This window comes from Enterococcus sp. JM9B (assembly GCF_009933265.1).
GTDB classification, from domain to species: domain Bacteria; phylum Bacillota; class Bacilli; order Lactobacillales; family Enterococcaceae; genus Enterococcus_C; species Enterococcus_C songbeiensis.
The window spans coordinates 117369-135925 of record NZ_MAEK01000028.1 but is presented as its reverse complement, the minus strand read 5'-3'; the positions used below and the strand labels follow the sequence as shown (position 1 = coordinate 135925).

Below are 18557 nucleotides of genomic sequence, written 5' to 3'. Positions count from 1 at the left end.
ATGAAAACAATTATGCTGGTTTGTTCGGCAGGCATGAGTACCAGTTTATTAGTGACAAAAATGCAAAAAGCCGCAGAAGAAAAAGGGATGGAAGCAGACATTTTCGCCGTTGCTGCCTCAGATGCAGACAATCATTTGGCAACAAAACCGGTGGATGTTTTACTGTTGGGTCCACAAGTACGCTTCATGAAAACCCAATTTGCTGAAAAATTAGCGCCAAAAGGAATTCCCTTTGATGTCATCAATATGGCAGATTATGGCATGATGGACGGTAAAAAGGTCTTAGCACAAGCAGAAAAATTGATTGAAGGGAAGTAAGACACATGGATGAAAAAAATCTAGAAGCCATCATGGGCTTGATTATGTACGGCGGTAATGCAAAAAGCGATGCGATGGAAGCAATCCAAGCTGCCAAAGCCGGCAATTTTGAGGAAGCGGAAGAAAAAATCAAAGACGCAGAAAAATCTTTGGTCGAAGCACATCATTCCCAAACCAATATGTTGACGCAAGAAGCGCAAGGCAATCACATGGAAGTTACACTGCTGACAGTCCATAGTCAAGACCATTTGATGACTGCCATTGCTTTTACCGACTTGGCGAAGGAAATCATTGATTTGTATAGAAAAATAGAAAAGTGAGGTGAGTCAGTATGCTGGAAAAACTAAAAGGTAAACTTATTGTGTCTTGCCAAGCCTTATCAGACGAACCATTGTACAGTTCATTTATTATGAGCAAAATGGCTTTAGCTGCTCAGCAGGGTGGTGCCGCAGGGATTCGAGCAAATTCTGTAGAGGATATCCAAGAAATCAAGAAAGAAATTGATTTACCTTTGATTGGTATAATCAAAAGAGATTATTCGGATTCAGAAGTTTATATCACTGCAACAAAAAAAGAAGTCTCTGAATTATTAACAACAAGTGCAGAAATCATTGCATTGGATGCCACAAAAAGGAAACGCCCTCATGACGAAAAAATCAGTGATTTAGTAAAACAAATTCACGATGCAGGACGATTAGCAATGGCGGATATTTCTACTTTTGAAGAAGCAATGGTTGCTGAAAAAACTGGCTTTGATCTTATTTCAACGACGATGGCAGGTTACACAGACTATTCAAAAAAAACAGAAACACCGGATTTTGAACTCTTGCAAAAAATTATTGCAAACAGCAAAGTGCCTGTAATTATGGAAGGGCATACGGATCAGCCAGAACAAGTAACCCAAGCACTAAAATTAGGTGCATTTGCGGTGGTAGTTGGGTCAATCATTACTCGTCCGCAACTAATCACAGCACGATATGTGGCAGCCGCAAAGAAAGCACAGGAGGAAGAAACTCTTTGAAATTAATGAAGAATCAATTATTGATCTGCGATTTAGATGGTACCTTATTGGATGCTAATGGAAAAGTAGATCATGATAGCTTGGAAAAAATAAAAAAATTTTGTGAAGACGGTGGACATTTCGTTATTTGTACCGGTCGAATGGACAGCGATATCCAATATGTTGAACAACAACTGGGATTTAAGGGCGAATTTCGTATTAGCCAAAATGGTGCTGTCATAAAAAACGCCAAAGAGGAAACGGTTTTCTTTGAAAGCATCCCAAGTGAGTATATCGCCTCTTTAAATCAAGCTATTTTTGGAATGAACTTGCGAACCGAGGTTTCAACATTGGAAAATCGATTATTTCCTAGCCCAAGAGATCCAGAAAATGTGGCGGAATTTATCGATACCTCTATCGTCATTAAAAATTTGCCTGATTATGTTTTACAACATGCCGGAAAAGCAACGATTTATCTGACTTTTGGAACAACAAATGAATTCACTACCATTAAGGAACGAATCGAAAAGAATTTGGGAAAAGACAAAGTGGGCATTGTGCAAACAAGTCCATCATCTTTGGAAGTTTTTTCTGCAAAGGTTTCAAAAGGAAATGCTGTTTCTTTTATCATGGAAAAATTGGCAGTTTCTAGAAAAAATGTTTATGTTGCCGGCGATGCGGAGAGTGATGTTTCCATGTTTCACTTAACAGACCATGCGTATGCAGTCAGAGAGGCACATTCAGATATTATTGAACAAGCAGGGCATTATCAAAAAACGGTGGGTCATATTGTCGATGAAATTTACGTAAACGTGAAGGGAGTGTAAAAAATTTGCGTATACTTTATGTTCCTTTAGATGAGCGACCATGCAATGCGGTTTACCCAATCAAAGCTGCTAAGGTTGCTCGTGATGTAGAGGTCATTTCTTTGCCGGCGGAAGAAATGGGCTATAAAAAAAACGCCGCTGATACAAATAGAATCTGGCAATTTATCCAAAAGGAAATCGCTCGTACTGATTATCTGATTATATCAGTAGAAATGCTATTATATGGAGGACTATTGCCTTCAAGGTTGCATCACTTGACACTTGCGGATTTAAAAGAATATGAATCCAATTTACGAACGTTGAAAAAAAACTATCCGGAAAAGAAACTATTCTTATCAAATTTAATTATGCGTACACCAAAATATAATAGTTCAGATGAAGAGCCTGACTATTATGAAGTTTATGGGGAAAGAATTTTTCGCTTCGGTTGGTTGTCTGATAAAGCAAACCGTGAAAATTTGATGGAAAGCGAACAGCAGGAATTAGAAGCTTTACAAAAAGAGCTGCCACAAGAAGTTATTTCAGATTATGAAACGAGACGGCATTTTAATGTAAACGCTAATTTAACCAATATTCAATTGGTAAAAGAGGGAATTATTGATTTCTTGAGTATTCCGCAAGACGATTCTGCCCCATATGGCTACACGGCAATTGATCAAAAAAAAGTTTATGGAACAATCCAGGAATTGGGATTAAAAGGCAAAGTCATGGTCTATCCTGGAGCAGACGAGGTAGGCTTCACGTTGCTAGCGCGGGCGTATAATGACTGGCGAAATACACAGCCAACGCTTTTTGTTCGGTATGCTTCTACATTAGGTCCAACCTTGGTTCCTTTGTATGAAGACCGAATAATCAATGAAAGTTTAAAAGCTCATGTCATGGCTGCAGGTATGCGTCTGATCGATAACGAATCGGAAGCCGATTTTATTCTAGCTTATAATGTTCCTGGAAAAAAAATGCAGGAATCTTGGGATCAGTTTAAGAATAAAGATGTCACTTACGACAGCTATCGGCATTTGTTAACCTTTGTTGATCAAATCGAAAGAGCACTTCAAAAAGGAAAAAAAGTGGGCATTTGTGACAGCGCTTTTGCCAATGGTGGAGATTTAGAGCTATTGCAGATGCTGGATCAGAAAAATTTAATCGAGCAATTGATCTGCTACAAAGCGTGGAATACGAATTGTAATTCATTGGGAAGCACTCTTTCTGCCCTGACTTTTGCTCAGAATGAAGTGGATGAAAAAGCAATGATGGATAATTTGATCTCAAATATTTTTGAAGATGGATTCTATCAAGCTGCTATTCGTATGGATCTGACAAAAACACTACTACCCAGTCTTGGCTTGAACTATTTTGATTTAAAAACTGAGGAAGCAAAAGTAATGGAACAGATTCATCAGAAGATGATGACAATGGCAGAAATCTATTTGCCGAATAGTTTTTCAAATCAATCTCTAGAAATACAGAAATTATCTTCACCATGGAATCGAATGTTTGAAATTTATTGTGATGTTAGAGTTTTTCAAAAGAAGGAGAGAAAAAAATGAACGATTCAAATCAATTTATCGGTAAAATGTTAACCTTTGCAAACAAATTTTCATCTCAACGTCATATCACTGCGATTCGTGATGGTTTTGTCACGTTGATTCCCGTAACGATTATTGCTTCTTTTTGGGTATTAATCAATAACCTAGTTTTAAGTCCTACAAATGGTCTACTGAAAAATTTTGCTGGCGCTGCAAAATGGATGGATCTAGGGAATCAAGTGTACAACTCGACGTTAGGTATTCTTGCTTTACTGATTGCTATGACGATTGGTTATAAATTAGCTGTCAGCTATCAAGAAGAAGGTCTCTTTGGTGGAGTTGTGGGTCTGATCTCTGCAGTGTTGGTTTTACCAGCACAAACGGCATTGACAGATATCAAAGGAAACACTGTGACAGCAGGTGCAGTGTTGACCCAAACTCAAACAAGTGCTACAGGAATGTTTTTGGCTATTATCGCTGCGCTTTTTTCAGTAACTTTACTTTGCAAATTCTCTAAATTAGATAAGCTAAAAATTAAAATGCCTGAAAGTGTACCGCCTTCCATTGCAAAATCATTTAACATTTTGATTCCAGCATTCTTAGTGACATTGATTTTTGGTCTGGTCGAAGTCTTGGTCGTTTGGGGAGCACATACTGACCTTCCAGCTTTGATTGCAAAATTTTTCCAAGCACCGTTAGTTGCATCTTTCCAATCGATTGGTGGTCTTTTACTCTATGTCTTTTTGAGTAATTTACTATGGGCTTTCGGTCTACACGGAACATTTATTTTAGGATCAGTTGGAGAACCAATCATGCTGACTGCCTTGCAACAAAATATGGACGCCTTAAAAAATGGTGCAGACATGCCCAATATCGTGACGAAACCTTTCTTAGATTCCTTTGGTTGGATGGGCGGAGGCGGCATGCTAATCTGTCTAGTAGTCGCAATCTACATCGGCTCAAAACGCGAAGATTATCGTTCAATTACCAAAGTAGGAACGATTCCAGCACTTTTCAATGTTAGTGAACCAATGATGTTTGGTATTCCTGTTGTTTTCAATCCATTACTAGGGATCCCGTTAGTCGTAGTACCATTAGTTACTACAACGATTGCGTATTATGCAACTTCTCTTGGACTCATCGCAAAAACATCTGTTTTGATTCCTTGGACCACTCCGCCAGTTATCTCTGGTTATCTTGCAACAAACGGCGATTGGAGAGCTTCTTTATTACAAGTTGTCTTGATTCTTATCGGTATTTTGATCTACCTACCATTTGTTAAGCTGACAAATAAAGAAAAGGTGTAAAAAACTTCTTTATCAAATCTTGATAGAAATCAATTTTTTTCAACGGAAAATCTTGTATGCTGTATTCAACAAGAAGAAAGAAGGAATCAGCATGACAAAACAAGAATTTATCGAAGAAGAATTTCCCAAATTAGCATTTTTTACTGATCGAATCCTTAAAGTTCATGGCGGACATCATCCTGAACTAGCGGAAGTGCGTGAACTTTTTGTCGCAATGAAAGACAAGACCCGTTTGAATCCTGAAGCTGACGTGACGAACGAGTTGACTCGATTGGCTCAAGTTACCAATAACTATGAAGTACCAGAAGATGCTTGTGAAGGGTATCGAACTACTTATCAATTGTTGCAGAATTTTCAGGAGCTATCTGTAGCTAATTAGATTTTCTCAATGATAACAACATCTGCTAGATTAAAGTGACTCTCGAACTAGAATAAAAACTAGTTTGGGTCGTCAATTTAATCTAGCTTTTTTTTACAGAAAAAGTCTACAACCTATCGTCAAAGCAGAACATATGATAAAATAATTTCAAGAGTTTGAAATGCGAACGGCTGTAATTATAATGTCGTTTTGAAGATAGAAAATTCAATGATTTAAAAACAAAAGCAGGTGACACCATGCCAACTTTAAAGGAAAAAATTATTGCAGAAAGTAAACGAATTGGAATCGATAAAATCGGTTTTGCTACGGCAGAACCATTTTATGAATTAGAGGCTTCGTTGCAGGAACAGCGAGCACGGGGGTATAATTCTGGGTTTGAGCATAAAGTTATTGAGGAACGAATTTATCTGGAAAAGACATTCGAAGATCCTCAGACAATCATTGCGATCGCATTAGCTTACCCAACAAAAATCAGAGAAGAGATACCCAATGATGAAAAACGAGGAATGTTTGCTCGAGCTTCATGGGGAATCGATTATCATGATATTTTGCGAGATCGCTTGCAAAAACTGATTGCTTTCATCCAAGAACAGGCAAAAGATTTAGAAGAAGCTGAAAATTGGCGTTTTGCACCGCAAGTAGATACCGGGGAACTTGTCGATGTTGCTGTTGCTCAACGAGCAGGATTAGGATTTATCGGGCGGAATGGCCTGTTGATTACAGAAGAATATGGTTCGTTTGTTTATTTGGGAGAAATTGTCACCAATATTCGTTTTGAAGCAGATGAACCGGTTCCTTTTGGTTGCGGAGAGTGTACCAGATGTGTGACTGCCTGTCCAACCAATGCTTTGTTAGGAGATGGTCGGATGAACGCCAAGCGCTGTCTATCCTACCAAACGCAAACAAAAGGCATGATGCCGGAAGAATACCGCAAGAAAATCCGAAATGTCGTTTACGGTTGTGATATTTGTCAGTTGGTATGTCCTTATAATCAGGGAAAAGACTTCCATTTTCACGAAGAGATGGAGCCAAAAGTTGACGAAGTTTATCCAAAATTAAAACCAATGTTGAATTTATCCAATAAAGAATTTAATCAACAGTTTGGTCATCTAGCCGGTTCTTGGCGAGGGAAAAAACCACTGCAACGAAATGCCCTGATTGCTTTGGCAAACCTTGGCGATCGCAGCGCATTACCAGAAATTTTGGTGTGTGCTCAAAAGGATGTTCGTCCGGTGATTCGCGGGACGGCGGCTTGGGCAATTGGAAGATTAGGCAATCGTGAACCAGAAGAATGGCTAACTCAGTTGGAAGTTTTGCGGTTGAAGGAAGAGGATCCTGAAGCACTTCAAGAAATAGAACAAGCAATCCAACAATTGCAAGCTGTAGCAGAAAAAAAGAATCGTAAAAAACCAAGGTAATTCGTTGAAAAAACGTTAAAAATTTATTGATAGAAAAGAGGAGCATCATGGCAACCCATCGTAAAATCTCTGCCGTTAATCACTTTATTGCAGAATTACCCGCAGCTACTAAAGAAATTGCTGTTTCATTACGAGAATTAATTTTTGAGTCATCACCAGAACTCATTGAGGAATTCAAATGGTCGATGCCCAATTATTCTTCCAATGGCTTGGTTTGTTTCATACAGGTTGCTAAAGCCCATGTCAGCCTCGGCTTTCATCGGGGAAGTGAGCTGGAGGCAGTGGATCAAGCTCATTTATTACAAGGGGAAGCAAAAACGATGCGTCATATTCGTATAAAAAAACTCGAAGAAATTCAGCCGCAAGCAATCAAATACTTGATTCAACAGGCTATTTCTTTAAATCAATAGGGGGGAAAGGGAATGAAACGAATTAACTACTTGGTATAGTTGAGTTTGGTAGGCACTATATCAAGATAAAACGATTTCCTATCAACATTGACTATATCATTTGCCGCGTTTTTATTAGGAGTAAACAAGGAGGATATTAGTCAAATGAATCAAATAGAAAATGAATGGCTTCAAAGCGAAAAAAATCAACAAAATTTTTCGGGGTGGGATTTTTCTTATCTTGAAAATAAATATGCTCAAGACGAAACACCTTGGAATTATTATGAGCTTGTAAAAAGGTATCTTCAACCTGAAATGCAGTTGTTAGATATGGGGACCGGTGGCGGTGAATTATTGGAAACTTTCCATCATCCTTATAAACGCACATCTGTAACCGAAGGCTGGGGAAATAATTATCGCCTTTTATTGGAACGGCTACAACCTAAAGGAGTAGATGTTCGGTTTGTTCAGGACGGCGAATTGTTACCATTTAAGGATAAGCACTTTGATTTTGTGAGCAACTCGCATGCTTTTTTTAATTTTTCGGAGGTCAAGCGCGTATTGAAACCGGGAGGATATTTCATTACGCAACAAGTGGGGGATTTGAATGGCTTGCCATTATCGACAAAATTGATTGATGATTATACAAAACCGCGCTTTGATTTGCATTTATCAAAAGTTGTTCGATCATTAACGGAACAAGGGTTTGAGATTTTGTACGAAAATGAAGCTTATCCGGTACAAAAGTTTTTTGATATGGACGGATTGATTTATTATTGTCGAACGATTCCGTGGGAGTTTCCCAGATTTTCAGTGGCAACGCATAAAGAGCAACTGTATTTTCTTCGAGAAGAATTGAAACGAAACGGCTATATTTATAATCTGGAGCATCGGTTTATGATTGTTGCTAAATTAAGATAGACTAAAAAACTTGCTGACCACCATTTCACTAGGTGCGTCAGCAAGTTTTTTAGTCTAGTCGTTCTTGAATGGTTACATTTACTTGATCGCCAATATCTTTTCCGATTTTTTTTCGGATATCTTTTCGAATACCGATGATATAACAAATTGATCCATCGTCATTTTTTCGCCCCATATTTACGATACTGCCATCATAAGGTTCTCCATCAAACGTTGCGTGGACTTTAACGCGCCCCTTATTGAATTCCTCGCGAACATCGTATGGGAAAATTACATAGGCGCCACCTTTACCCACTTCTGAGAAATAAATCTGGGATTCAAAAGCATAATTTTTTTCGTCCATTGTTGCACCTCCAATGTGTTGGGTTTAGTAGAGAAATTTTTTTGATAAAATAATTGAAAGCAGGTACCTCAATGAGGGTGCCGCTGTAAGGTAAAGGGTCAAGATTTCTGCTCTTTTTTCTTGCGTTTTTTTACTGCTTCACTCAATAGATATTCAATTTGACCATTGACACTACGAAACTCGTCTTCAGCCCAAGCTGCAAGATCTTCGTACAGCTCAGCAGAAAGGCGCAACGGTACTTGCTTTTTACCTTTGCTTTTTTCCCCGCTCACAAGATACCGCTCCTTTCTTTTTGGGACTTGTGAATCTACTTGAAATTTTAGTACAATGAACCGCTATTTACAATGGGTTGTGCTTCGCGATTTCCACATAAGACGACCATAAGATTGCTGACCATTGCCGCTTTACGTTCTTCATCTAATTCCACAACACTTTGTTCGTTTAACTTTTCAATTGCCATTTCAACCATGCCAACCGCTCCTTCTACAATTAGTTGACGTGCATCAACAATGGCAGAGGCTTGTTGGCGCTGCAACATAGCTGCGGCGATTTCTGGTGCATAAGCTAAGTGAGTAATCTTGGCTTCCAAAATCTCGATTCCAGCAACGCTAACCTTGCTTTGAATTTCTTCCGTTAATTTTGCGCTTACTTCAAGACTAGATCCCCGAAGACTCTTTTCATTCGCATCTTCATCATCTGTTGCATCATAAGGATACAAACGAACAATATTCCGTAAAGCAGAATCCGATTGAATGGACAAATAGTCGACAAAATTATCAACATCAAACATTGCTTTAGCAGTATCGCGGATATGCCAAATAACTACAATACTGATGATGATTGGATTTCCTAATTTATCGTTGACCTTTTGTTTGTTGTTGCTTAATGCCATCGTTTTTAAGGATAACCGCTTTTTTGGAAGCTGTGAACTACTTTTTTTCGTTCCGGTGACAGGGTCAGTTTCATTGTCACGAACGGAAGCCAACTCTTGCATACTACCTCTTGGAACCGGTGCGGCTGTTGAAAAAGGATTAACAAAATAAATACCTGCACCTTTGATTGTTCCTACGTATTTCCCAAAAAGAGTCAGCACCAATGCTTCATTTGGATGGACAACTTTTAGTCCGGCAAAAAGTAACCAAACAGGAAATGCCCAATAAAAAATTGAGACACCCATAAGAAGACCGCCAAGAGTAGTATTTTCTCCACCCTCAATAAATAAAATGCCCATCACGAATAGTACAATTGATAAAACGATGCCTAATAGGTTTAAAACAAGAATGGGAAGACCATTGCGGGGGTTAAAAATAATTTCTTCCGTGGGAACCTTTACTTCAACTGCTTTATTTTCCATTTTCTTTCCTCCTGTGATATCTTTTTGATATCATTTTGAATTCAATGATAGTGTAGCACAGACTTGAAAAGCGAACAAGTAAAAGCCTAGGAACGCTTCTTTTATTTAGTAATGCTAAAAATAAATGATTATAATTGTAGGCAGCACTTAGTTTTTCGAAAAACAGAAAATTAGGGATTAAAAAAGTTCTTTCCTATATAAAAGGAAAAAATTCACACTTTCTTCCTAGATGTTTTAGGAAAAAATAGTTTATACTAAAGAAGAAGGAGGGAAATCATGGTAAAAAAATTAATTCAACACGTCGGAGAGTTTAAAAAAGCAACAATTATTACCCCTCTTTTTGTTACAGGGGAATGTTTGTTAGATATTATTATTCCATTAGTAATTGCAGCACTGATTGATCAAGGGATCGAAGAAAGAAATCAGCAGGCAATTATTTTTTATGGCGTGATCTTACTTGTTTGTGCGCTGGTAGCGCTATTTTTAGGTGCAATGTCGGGGCGTTTTGCTGCGATTGCATCTGCAGGATTTGCCAAAAATTTGCGGGGAGCCATGTTTAGAAAGATTCAAGGCTATTCATTCTCCAACATTGATCGTTTTTCAACTAATAGTCTGGTAACTCGTTTGACAACGGATGTAACAAACGTTCAAAATGCGTATCAAATGGTGATTCGCATGCTAATTCGCAGTCCGTTGATGTTGATTTTTTCATTAATCATGGCTTTTTCCATTAATGGTGAAATGGCTTCAACTTTTGTTGTTGTCTTGCCGATTCTTGCGATTGGTCTATTCGTCGTTGTGCGAATCGCTCATCCATTATTTGAAAAAGTTTTTCGGATTTACGACAAAATGAATAATGTTGTTCAGGAAAACCTGCAAGGCATTCGCGTGGTGAAATCTTATGTTCGGGAAGAACATGAAGGACAAAAATTCAACAAAGTTTCTGAGAAAATCTTCAAAACTTTCTCCAAAGCTGAAAGTACGGTGGCTTTCAATTCACCACTATTACAATTTTGTATGTACACGACAATGCTTTTGTTGTCATGGCTGGGTGCGCATTTGGTGGTAGCGAATCAAATGTCAACTGGAGAACTGGTAAGTATGTTTACCTATGCAATGCAAACCTTGATGAGTCTGAATATGCTTTCGATGATCTTTGTGATGGTCTTGATTGCCAGAGCAAGTGGTGAACGAATTGTAGAAGTTTTAGACGAAGAAAGTGATTTGGCGAATCCGATGCATGCGTTGACTCATGTTCCTGATGGGGAAGTTGAATTTAAAAATGTCAGCTTCAGTTATGGAAATGATCCAGAAAAGTTAGCTTTAAAACATATTAGCTTTAAAGCACAAACCGGTGAGGTTATTGGTATTATCGGTGGAACAGGTAGTTCGAAATCTTCCTTAGTCCAATTGATTCCTCGATTGTATGATGTGACTGACGGCGAAGTATTGGTCGGAGGTATCAATGTGAAAGAATACGACTTGGTTACATTGCGGGATAGTGTGTCAATGGTTCTTCAAAATAACGTCTTATTTTCTGGTACAATTGCTTCCAATCTACGCTGGGGAGATGAACAAGCCAAGGATGAAGAAGTTGAAAAAATGGCTAAAATTTCTCAGGCAGATTCTTTTATTCAAGAATTTCCAGAAAAATACCAAGCACCGATTTCTCAAGGTGGATCAAACGTTTCTGGAGGACAAAAGCAACGGTTAACAATTGCACGGGCACTATTAAAAAAACCGAAAATCTTGATTTTAGATGATTCAACTTCAGCGGTGGACACAAAAACAGATACACTGATTCGTCAAGGATTGAAGAAAGAGATTCCGGGAACGACGACATTTATTATTGCTCAACGTGTTTCTTCGGTAGAAGATGCGGATAAAATTATTGTTATGGATAAAGGCGAAATCAACGGAATCGGAACCCATAACGAATTGCTGCAGTCAAATGCCATTTATCAAGAAATCTACGAAACGCAGCAGAAAGGATTTGGAAGCTATGAAGCGAATTAAAACCCATACACGTCGTTCTGAACGGCCAGGCGCTACATTAAAGCGATTATTTGGTTATATGTGGCAAGATTATAAATTGGCTTTGCTAGTCGTAGTGGCTTGTATTTTGCTTTCAGCCTTTGCCAATGTTCGTGGTTCTTTATTCCTGCAAACGGTGATCGATGAGTACATTACACCGATTTTACAAGGAAATAGTCAAGATTTCTCTGGATTGATGACAGCGATTATTCAAATGGGCGCTATTTATTTGGTCGGAATTCTAGCAACCTGGGCATTTAATATTATCATGGTCAAGGTCTCCCAAGGAACTCAGAAAAAAATTCGTGATGACATGTTTTCTCATATGGAGACACTGCCGATTCGTTATTTCGATCAACGAACACAAGGTGACATTATGAGTTACTATACCAATGATATTGATACACTGCGTCAGATGATTTCGCAAAGTATTCCTAACCTATTTGCGGCATTTGTCACATTTATTTCGGTTTTTATTGCGATGTTTTCAGTTAGTGTACCGATGACATTTTTTGTGATTTTGTCGGTTTCACTGATGATGGCTACAATTCGGGTCATCTCAGGACGTGCAGGTCAATATTTTGGTGCTCAACAACATTCGTTGGGGAAATTAAATGGATATATCGAAGAAATGGTTCATGGACAAAAAGTCGTGAAAGTTTTCAACCATGAAGAAAAAGTAATCGAAGGTTTTGATTCTCTAAATGAGGAATTGCGAGACAATGCAACGAATGCGAATGTCCATGCCAACTCCCTCATGCCAATCATGATGAACTTGTTGAATATCCAATATTGTTTGATTGCGGTGGTTGGTGGATTACTTTCCGTTCGTGGAACGATTCAATTGACGATTGGACAATTGGCTTCCTTTTTACAACTAAGTCGATCTTTGAACAATCCAATCGCACAGATTTCCCAACAAATCAATTTTGTTATCATGGCATTAGCCGGAGCGGAACGAATTTTCCAATTACTGGATGAACAACCGGAAACAGACGAAGGGTATGTAACCTTGGTCAATGCAAAAGAGGACAACGGTGTTTTAGTGGAAACACCTCATCGAACCGGCCTTTGGGCTTGGAAACATCCTCATGAAGATGGCAGTATCACGTATACAGAAGTATCAGGGGATGTTGTGTTTGAATCCGTGAATTTCGGGTATGTGGATGATCAAATGATTTTGAAGGACATCAATCTGTTTGCCAAGCCTGGACAAAAGGTTGCTTTTGTGGGTGCAACAGGTGCTGGAAAGACTACGATTACGAATTTGATTAATCGTTTTTACGATATTCAAGAAGGAAAAATCCGTTATGACGGGATTAACATCAAAAAAATCAAAAAAGAATCTTTGCGCCATTCGTTGGGGATCGTTTTACAGGATACCCATTTATTTACTGGAACGGTTAGAGAAAATATTCGCTATGGAAAACTGGATGCAACAGACGAAGAGGTTATCAAAGCGGCAAAATTAGCTAATGCGGAGGATTTTATTGCGAATCTACCGAATGGCTATGAAACGATTATTACTGGTGATGGAGAAGGCTTATCGCAAGGACAACGACAATTGTTGGCAATTGCCAGAGCCGCGATTGCTGATCCGCCAGTCATGATTTTGGATGAAGCTACCAGCAGTATTGATACCCGAACAGAAGGAATCGTGCAACGAGGAATGGATTCCTTGATGCATGGACGAACTGTTTTCGTTATTGCCCATCGTTTATCAACTATCAAAAATTCAGATGTGATTATGGTTCTAGATCATGGACGAATCATTGAACGCGGAGATCACGATAGTTTACTTTCAGAAAAAGGTGTCTATTATCAACTCTACACTGGTGCACTGGAACTTGATTAATTCTAAAGCAATTGACTGCTACTTGGTCAGTTGCTTTTTTTGTGATTACAAATGAGCTAGGAGAAAATATGGGTCGTCAGTAAGTACATTAGTGATAAAATGAAGAAAAGAATTCAAGGAGCGACTGAAATGAAAAATCCATACGATAAGAAAGCTTTTTTTGAAAAATATCGTCAAATGACCAGAAGCCAAAAAGGTTTGGAAGGAGCCGGTGAATGGAAAACGTTAAAAAAACTTTTACAGACTTTGAAAAAAAGAGTGTTTTAGATTTGGGTTGCGGTTATGGTTGGCATTGTTTGTATGCTGCAGAGCATGGGGCAGAAAAAGTAATTGGCATTGATTTATCGAAAAAAATGTTAGCTGTTGCAAGAGAAAAAAACACAAGTGATAAAGTGACCTATCTGCAAGGGTCGATTGAGGATATTGACTTTCCGGCAGAACAGTTTGATGTCGTTATTAGTTCCCTTGCACTGCATTATGTAGCTTCTTTTGAAAACATTGCCAAAAAAGTTCAGCACATTCTAAAGAAGGAAGGTGAATTTATTTTCTCAGTCGAACATCCTGTGTTTACCGCTAGTGGTTCTCAGGAGTGGATAACTGACGAAGCGGGCAATATTTGCCATTTTCCAGTAGATAATTATTTTTATGAAGGGCCGCGACACACACATTTTTTAGGAGAACCGGTGACGAAATACCATAAAACTTTAATGATGGGGAAGGAACTGAGTTAGAAGTTTCTTTGAGCTATAGGTTGCGGGATTAAATTATGCCAAATCAGCCCTCAGAAAATAATCAATCTTTACAGAACAGAACTAGAAAAATCGTAAAAATTAGTAGTAAAAACCAAGATTCCAATATAAAAATTTCAAGACAAACAAAAGATCAAATCGATATTCTAATGAAATTGACAGATAATAAATTTGCTTATGAAAGATCAAAACTATGATTGACAATTACGTTGAAACTGTATTAGACGCAGATAAGAAGATAGCGTAAAATATTTTGTGTAAATAGAAGTTTAGGATAGGAAAAAAGAAAGTCCATTCTGTAAAATTAAAGTTACCACAACCGAAATTTTATAGGAGGACTTTCTCATGACTAATTTTACTACAGAAATAATGGAAACACTACTCAATAAAGGTGATTTGGATGATTTGTTTCGTCGTCACCTAGAATTGGCTATTAGCGCTTTATTACAAGCTGAATTAACGGTATTTCTTGACTATGAAAAGTATGATAGAGCTGGATTTAATTCAGGTAATTCCCGTAATGGGAATTATTCGCGCTCTTTTAAAACAGAGTACGGTGAATTGAATTTAGTAATACCTAGAGATAGGAATGGAGACTTTTCTCAACCAACCTTACCTGCTTACAAAAGAACGAACGACTCTTTGGAAACGACTATTATTCAGCTATTTCAAAAAGGAATTACTATGTCCGAAATCTCTGATCTAATCGAAAAAATGTATGGTCATTATTACACACCACAAACTATTTCAAATAGGAGTAAAATTGTGTCTGAAGATGTTTCGGCATTTAAAGAAAGAACTTTAGAAGCTAAATACTCAGTCATTTTTATGGATGCTACTCATATTCCCTTAAAAAGACAAACCGTATCAAAAGAAGCTGTCTATATAGTAATTGGTATCAGGTTGGATGGAACTAAAGAGGTTCTAGGATTTACTATAGCTCCAACTGAATCTGCTTATGTTTGGAAAGAGATACTTCAAGATCTAAAAGACCGTGGTTTAGAAGAGGTTTTATTAGTCGTAACAGATGGTTTAAGTGGTATTGACGATAGTATTCATAGTGTTTATCCAAATGCTCAATTTCAACAATGCTGTGTCCATGTCTCTAGAAATATTGCTCATAAAGTTCGCGTTAAGGATAGAAAAGAAATCTGCGATGACTTTAAAACCATTTATCAAGCGGCTTCAAAAGAAGAAGCGATTGTTCAAATAGCTTTTATGACAGATAAATGGAAAAAGCAGTATCCACGAGTCGTGAAATCACTCATGAATCCTGCTATATTAACTTTTTATAATTTTCCTCCATCAATTAGAAGAACTATTTATTCAACTAACTTGATTGAAGGATTTAACAAGCAACTAAAAAAATATACAAAGAGAAAAGAGCAATTTCCTAATGAAGAATCTCTGGAGAGATTCCTAGTTTCTCAATTCAATCAATATAACCAAAAGTTTTTAGGTAGAGTGCATAAAGGATTTAAGGAAATTCAAGATACATTAGAATCAATGTTTTAACTTAAATACTGGAATGGATTCTCCATTTACACATAATTCTTGACGCAACCCTATTTACTGAGAGAGGGAAATTTGATTTATATAAAGATGTATTACTACAATTGAAAGAACTCTCAACAGATTTAGTGTATATGTATGGTAGAATCTCGTATCTGATATTTTACAAAATATATATGGAAAAAGAATCGTTTACAATTAACTCCATCAAAAATGAATTAGATATCTTAGAATATTTAGGATATACACAACTAAGAAAAGATATTATTTTGACGGTGGAGAAATTATCTTTTTAGTTTTTTGAAAGACTTCTTATGACAGTAGAGTTATTGAGATATTAGCTATAGTAAAAAAAACTGCCAGGCGGCAGGGATTTTCTATCCAGTAAACGCCAAAAGTTTGTCGGAATCGTAGAATTGAGTTTCTTTTTTTATGGTATAATAACAAGAGTAGAAAGTTATGACGGTAGCTACTTCTGAAGGGTGGTGGTGCTTATGAGAATAAGTGCTAAAATCTATGAAAGGAGAAAGCCTTTTGTCCGCATTAGATACAATTCAATTGATTCTAAGTTTTGGCATGTTTACCATTGCTTTGATTAAATTGATTGTAGATATGCTGAAAAACAACTTACATGAAAAGGAAAGGCTTGTCTTTCCTTTTTTGTTTGCTCTAAATAATGGTGGTGACCTTACTACTAAATCTCTGACACGAAAATCGATTCGCTGCTTCCTATAGTCCGGTTTTACTCTTGCGATACTCTTAATCATTAATAAACTCACTTTCGTTTAACAACGTATACAGAAGGATTGCTAAAAAATGGTTTTCAAATTAAACATTTAGTGGAACCAATGCCTCCTAAAGAAATGCTGGATCAACCAGGAATGATGGAGGAAATGCGCCGACCAATGATGCTGATTTTTTCTGCAAAAAAAGTATAGGTTTTGTTTTTACTAAAAGGAGCTAAAGCTATGGCTGGAAGAATTATTCTTATTACTGGTGCACCTGGGACAGGAAAATCAACGATAGCCAAACTTGTTGCAGATTCAAGTACTTTGGATAAAAGTATTCATATGCACACGGATGATTTTTATCATTATTAAAAAACGGTACCAGATGAATTTGACTCTACCCATCCTTTTCAAGATGGAAACGGTCAAGTTGTTTACTATTGTTCAAAGAATGTTTGAGAAACAATATTATATTAATGAAGACCTAAAGTTGTTTTACTATCGTGGGTTAAAGGAATGGGAGATGGATAAGGAATATCTGATGGATACTTGCTTATCGGCTCAAGATAGGGTTAAAAAACAACTAGATTATTTCAGAATAGAATACCAGTAAAACAAGCTCAAGCAATTTAGCTGTCATATTTTTCTTAGGAATGTAGCGACCGGCTATTCAGATTTGCGAGGGTATTTGTTTTTTCTTTTTTTCAAACGTAGTATAATCAAACAAATAATAAATCTGGAGGGATTGAAGTGAGTAATTGTCCGAATTGCGGAAAAGAAGTGAGTGAGGGTGATAAGGTTTGTCGCTATTGTGGGTTTGATTTGACTAATTCCAAGGCAGAATTATCTCCGGTAATGAAAGAGAAATCAACCGTTTTACAAATGGAAGCAGCAAACAGTTTGGGGGTTACTCGAGCGGAGCTAAAACAAGAAGTGCAAAGAAAGCTGTCCGGTCGATACGGAGAATGGGTTCCGACCATTATTGGTTGCGGTATTGTGCTGGTCGTTCTTATTTTCTTGATGATTTTAGTAATGGGAAATTTCGGCGCAGAAAATGATTTTTACAGCGATTATTCGGGTTATTCTTATGTGGAATATGATCGGTCTAATTCCGGTTCTAATTTATTTATAGGTGGATTGCTGAGTCTGATTTTATTTGCGATTATTTTGTTATTTTCAAGTCAAATTGAACCAGTTCTTCAATGGAGCGGTATTTTCACTTTGAGAGGACAAAAAGCTGATGGTATAAAGATTTTCAAATACTTTGTGAAATCACAGAAAAATCGTGTGATCAAGGCCAATTTATTGATTACTCTGTATACTTTTTTATGGTCATTGCTGTTTGTGATTCCAGGGATTATCAAAAAAGCTTCTTATGCAATGACAAATTATCTGCTGGAAAAACGACCTGAATTATCTGCGAAGGAAGCAATCGCTTTGAGCCGGCAGATTATGAAGGGTTATAAATTGGAATATCTATTTTTACAAGCATCTTTTTATTTTTGGTTTTTCCTTTATGGGATGACCTATGGATTGGCTGGATTTTATGTCGTACCTTATTATTCCGTCACGACAATGGCTTTCTTAGAAGTTCTTTATCAAAAGTTTGAAGCTGAGCAAGCGGAAGAATGGGATTTTTAGAATGGAGCAAATTCTGAAAGGAGCGGGAAACCATGAACGAGGAAGTTTTTGAAGCTGATTTTGAAGAAAAAGATCCCTTTGGTGAAGAGGAATCAGAAGAGTTGGAAGAGTTTGTGCTTGCAGCAGAAGAAGACGACGAGGAAGATCAGCAATTTCAAAGCAATCAGGAAGAACAACTCTTTGAAGATTTCATGCAATGGAATTTTCTTGATGGGGAGTAAATAACAAATTGTTCTATTTAAAAGCCGAGAACCAT

General features: G+C 37.4%; 19 protein-coding genes and 2 pseudogenes. 18 read left to right on the top strand and 3 right to left on the bottom strand.

All coding sequences use genetic code 11. From position 1 onward, the window contains the following. The 10 genes from BAU16_RS08200 to BAU16_RS08155 all read left to right on the top strand — a co-directional run bounded on the left by BAU16_RS08200 (position 1) and on the right by BAU16_RS08155 (position 8085). Positions 1–318, top strand: coding sequence for a PTS sugar transporter subunit IIB (locus tag BAU16_RS08200; protein ID WP_161526899.1), 318 nt, complete (start codon positions 1–3; stop codon positions 316–318). 5 nt (positions 319–323) lie between these two features. Beyond that, positions 324–638: a PTS lactose/cellobiose transporter subunit IIA gene (locus BAU16_RS08195; RefSeq protein ID WP_161526898.1), complete on the top strand. Its 315-nt coding sequence runs from the start codon at positions 324–326 to the stop codon at positions 636–638. Between the two features lie 11 nt (positions 639–649). Next, entirely contained in the window at positions 650–1339 is a 690-nt protein-coding gene (locus tag BAU16_RS08190; RefSeq protein WP_048603403.1) for an N-acetylmannosamine-6-phosphate 2-epimerase, read from the top strand. Positions 1340–1344: 5 nt separating this feature from the next. Continuing rightward, on the top strand, positions 1345–2145 hold the full coding sequence (locus BAU16_RS08185; RefSeq protein WP_161526938.1) for an HAD-IIB family hydrolase: 801 nt from the start codon (positions 1345–1347) through the stop codon (positions 2143–2145). Positions 2146–2150: 5 nt separating this feature from the next. Beyond that, on the top strand, positions 2151–3692 hold the full coding sequence (locus BAU16_RS08180; protein WP_161526897.1) for a DUF4127 family protein: 1542 nt from the start codon (positions 2151–2153) through the stop codon (positions 3690–3692). Continuing rightward, positions 3689–4978 (top strand): PTS sugar transporter subunit IIC, encoded by a 1290-nt coding sequence (locus tag BAU16_RS08175; RefSeq protein ID WP_048603405.1) that lies wholly within the window; start codon positions 3689–3691, stop codon positions 4976–4978. Before BAU16_RS08180 ends, BAU16_RS08175 begins: the two co-directional genes overlap by 4 nt. 91 nt (positions 4979–5069) lie before the next feature. After that, positions 5070–5357 carry a hypothetical protein gene (locus BAU16_RS08170; protein ID WP_161526896.1) on the top strand — a complete coding sequence of 96 codons (288 nt, stop codon included), beginning with the start codon at positions 5070–5072 and terminating at the stop codon, positions 5355–5357. 236 nt (positions 5358–5593) lie between these two features. Beyond that, positions 5594–6775, top strand: a complete 1182-nt coding sequence (queG, locus tag BAU16_RS08165; RefSeq protein ID WP_161526895.1) for a tRNA epoxyqueuosine(34) reductase QueG — start codon at positions 5594–5596, stop codon at positions 6773–6775. Positions 6776–6822: 47 nt separating this feature from the next. Further along, positions 6823–7185 (top strand): DUF1801 domain-containing protein, encoded by a 363-nt coding sequence (locus BAU16_RS08160; RefSeq protein ID WP_048603418.1) that lies wholly within the window; start codon positions 6823–6825, stop codon positions 7183–7185. 144 nt (positions 7186–7329) lie between these two features. Continuing rightward, positions 7330–8085, top strand: a complete 756-nt coding sequence (locus BAU16_RS08155) for a class I SAM-dependent methyltransferase (protein ID WP_161526894.1) — start codon at positions 7330–7332, stop codon at positions 8083–8085. A gap of 49 nt (positions 8086–8134) precedes the next feature. Here BAU16_RS08155 and BAU16_RS08150 read toward each other — a convergent pair whose 3' ends face one another. The 3 genes from BAU16_RS08150 to BAU16_RS08140 all read right to left on the bottom strand — a co-directional run bounded on the left by BAU16_RS08150 (position 8135) and on the right by BAU16_RS08140 (position 9782). Further along, positions 8135–8428 (bottom strand): DUF1905 domain-containing protein, encoded by a 294-nt coding sequence (locus BAU16_RS08150; RefSeq protein WP_161526893.1) that lies wholly within the window; start codon positions 8426–8428, stop codon positions 8135–8137. A 98-nt stretch (positions 8429–8526) separates the two neighbouring features. Then, entirely contained in the window at positions 8527–8700 is a 174-nt protein-coding gene (locus BAU16_RS08145) for a ribbon-helix-helix domain-containing protein (protein WP_161526892.1), read from the bottom strand. 47 nt (positions 8701–8747) lie between these two features. Further along, positions 8748–9782, bottom strand: a complete 1035-nt coding sequence (locus BAU16_RS08140; protein ID WP_161526891.1) for an SPFH domain-containing protein — start codon at positions 9780–9782, stop codon at positions 8748–8750. 276 nt (positions 9783–10058) lie between these two features. Between BAU16_RS08140 and BAU16_RS08135 the strand changes: the two genes are divergently transcribed. The 8 genes and pseudogenes from BAU16_RS08135 (at position 10059) to BAU16_RS08095 (ending at position 18522) form a co-directional block, all read left to right on the top strand. Further along, positions 10059–11798, top strand: coding sequence for an ABC transporter ATP-binding protein (locus BAU16_RS08135; RefSeq protein ID WP_161526890.1), 1740 nt, complete (start codon positions 10059–10061; stop codon positions 11796–11798). Further along, positions 11785–13671, top strand: a complete 1887-nt coding sequence (locus BAU16_RS08130) for an ABC transporter ATP-binding protein (protein ID WP_161526889.1) — start codon at positions 11785–11787, stop codon at positions 13669–13671. Before BAU16_RS08135 ends, BAU16_RS08130 begins: the two co-directional genes overlap by 14 nt. A gap of 129 nt (positions 13672–13800) precedes the next feature. Next, positions 13801–14378: pseudogene (locus tag BAU16_RS08125) on the top strand (class I SAM-dependent methyltransferase); the annotation flags it as partial. Positions 14379–14765: 387 nt separating this feature from the next. Beyond that, positions 14766–15935, top strand: coding sequence for an IS256 family transposase (locus tag BAU16_RS08120; protein ID WP_161526888.1), 1170 nt, complete (start codon positions 14766–14768; stop codon positions 15933–15935). Positions 15936–16448: 513 nt separating this feature from the next. Continuing rightward, positions 16449–16559: pseudogene (locus BAU16_RS13770) on the top strand (putative holin-like toxin); the annotation flags it as partial. 341 nt (positions 16560–16900) lie between these two features. After that, complete coding sequence (locus BAU16_RS08105) at positions 16901–17032, top strand: zeta toxin family protein (protein ID WP_161526885.1); 132 nt, start codon at positions 16901–16903, stop codon at positions 17030–17032. Between the two features lie 378 nt (positions 17033–17410). After that, positions 17411–18301 (top strand): DUF975 family protein, encoded by an 891-nt coding sequence (locus tag BAU16_RS08100; protein WP_161526884.1) that lies wholly within the window; start codon positions 17411–17413, stop codon positions 18299–18301. 32 nt (positions 18302–18333) lie between these two features. Next, positions 18334–18522, top strand: coding sequence for a hypothetical protein (locus tag BAU16_RS08095; RefSeq protein ID WP_161526883.1), 189 nt, complete (start codon positions 18334–18336; stop codon positions 18520–18522). The last annotated feature ends 35 nt before the right edge of the window (positions 18523–18557 follow it).

Coding starts and splice junctions, on each gene's coding strand:
- BAU16_RS08200 (WP_161526899.1), top strand. CDS start 1: ATGAAAACAATTATGCTGGTTTGTTCGGCAGGCATGAGTACCAGTTTA.
- BAU16_RS08195 (WP_161526898.1), top strand. CDS start 324: ATGGATGAAAAAAATCTAGAAGCCATCATGGGCTTGATTATGTACGGC.
- BAU16_RS08190 (WP_048603403.1), top strand. CDS start 650: ATGCTGGAAAAACTAAAAGGTAAACTTATTGTGTCTTGCCAAGCCTTA.
- BAU16_RS08185 (WP_161526938.1), top strand. CDS start 1,345: ATGAAGAATCAATTATTGATCTGCGATTTAGATGGTACCTTATTGGAT.
- BAU16_RS08175 (WP_048603405.1), top strand. CDS start 3,689: ATGAACGATTCAAATCAATTTATCGGTAAAATGTTAACCTTTGCAAAC.
- BAU16_RS08170 (WP_161526896.1), top strand. CDS start 5,070: ATGACAAAACAAGAATTTATCGAAGAAGAATTTCCCAAATTAGCATTT.
- queG (WP_161526895.1), top strand. CDS start 5,594: ATGCCAACTTTAAAGGAAAAAATTATTGCAGAAAGTAAACGAATTGGA.
- BAU16_RS08160 (WP_048603418.1), top strand. CDS start 6,823: ATGGCAACCCATCGTAAAATCTCTGCCGTTAATCACTTTATTGCAGAA.
- BAU16_RS08155 (WP_161526894.1), top strand. CDS start 7,330: ATGAATCAAATAGAAAATGAATGGCTTCAAAGCGAAAAAAATCAACAA.
- BAU16_RS08150 (WP_161526893.1), bottom strand. CDS start 8,428: ATGGACGAAAAAAATTATGCTTTTGAATCCCAGATTTATTTCTCAGAA.
- BAU16_RS08140 (WP_161526891.1), bottom strand. CDS start 9,782: ATGGAAAATAAAGCAGTTGAAGTAAAGGTTCCCACGGAAGAAATTATT.
- BAU16_RS08135 (WP_161526890.1), top strand. CDS start 10,059: ATGGTAAAAAAATTAATTCAACACGTCGGAGAGTTTAAAAAAGCAACA.
- BAU16_RS08130 (WP_161526889.1), top strand. CDS start 11,785: ATGAAGCGAATTAAAACCCATACACGTCGTTCTGAACGGCCAGGCGCT.
- BAU16_RS08120 (WP_161526888.1), top strand. CDS start 14,766: ATGACTAATTTTACTACAGAAATAATGGAAACACTACTCAATAAAGGT.
- BAU16_RS08105 (WP_161526885.1), top strand. CDS start 16,901: ATGGCTGGAAGAATTATTCTTATTACTGGTGCACCTGGGACAGGAAAA.
- BAU16_RS08095 (WP_161526883.1), top strand. CDS start 18,334: ATGAACGAGGAAGTTTTTGAAGCTGATTTTGAAGAAAAAGATCCCTTT.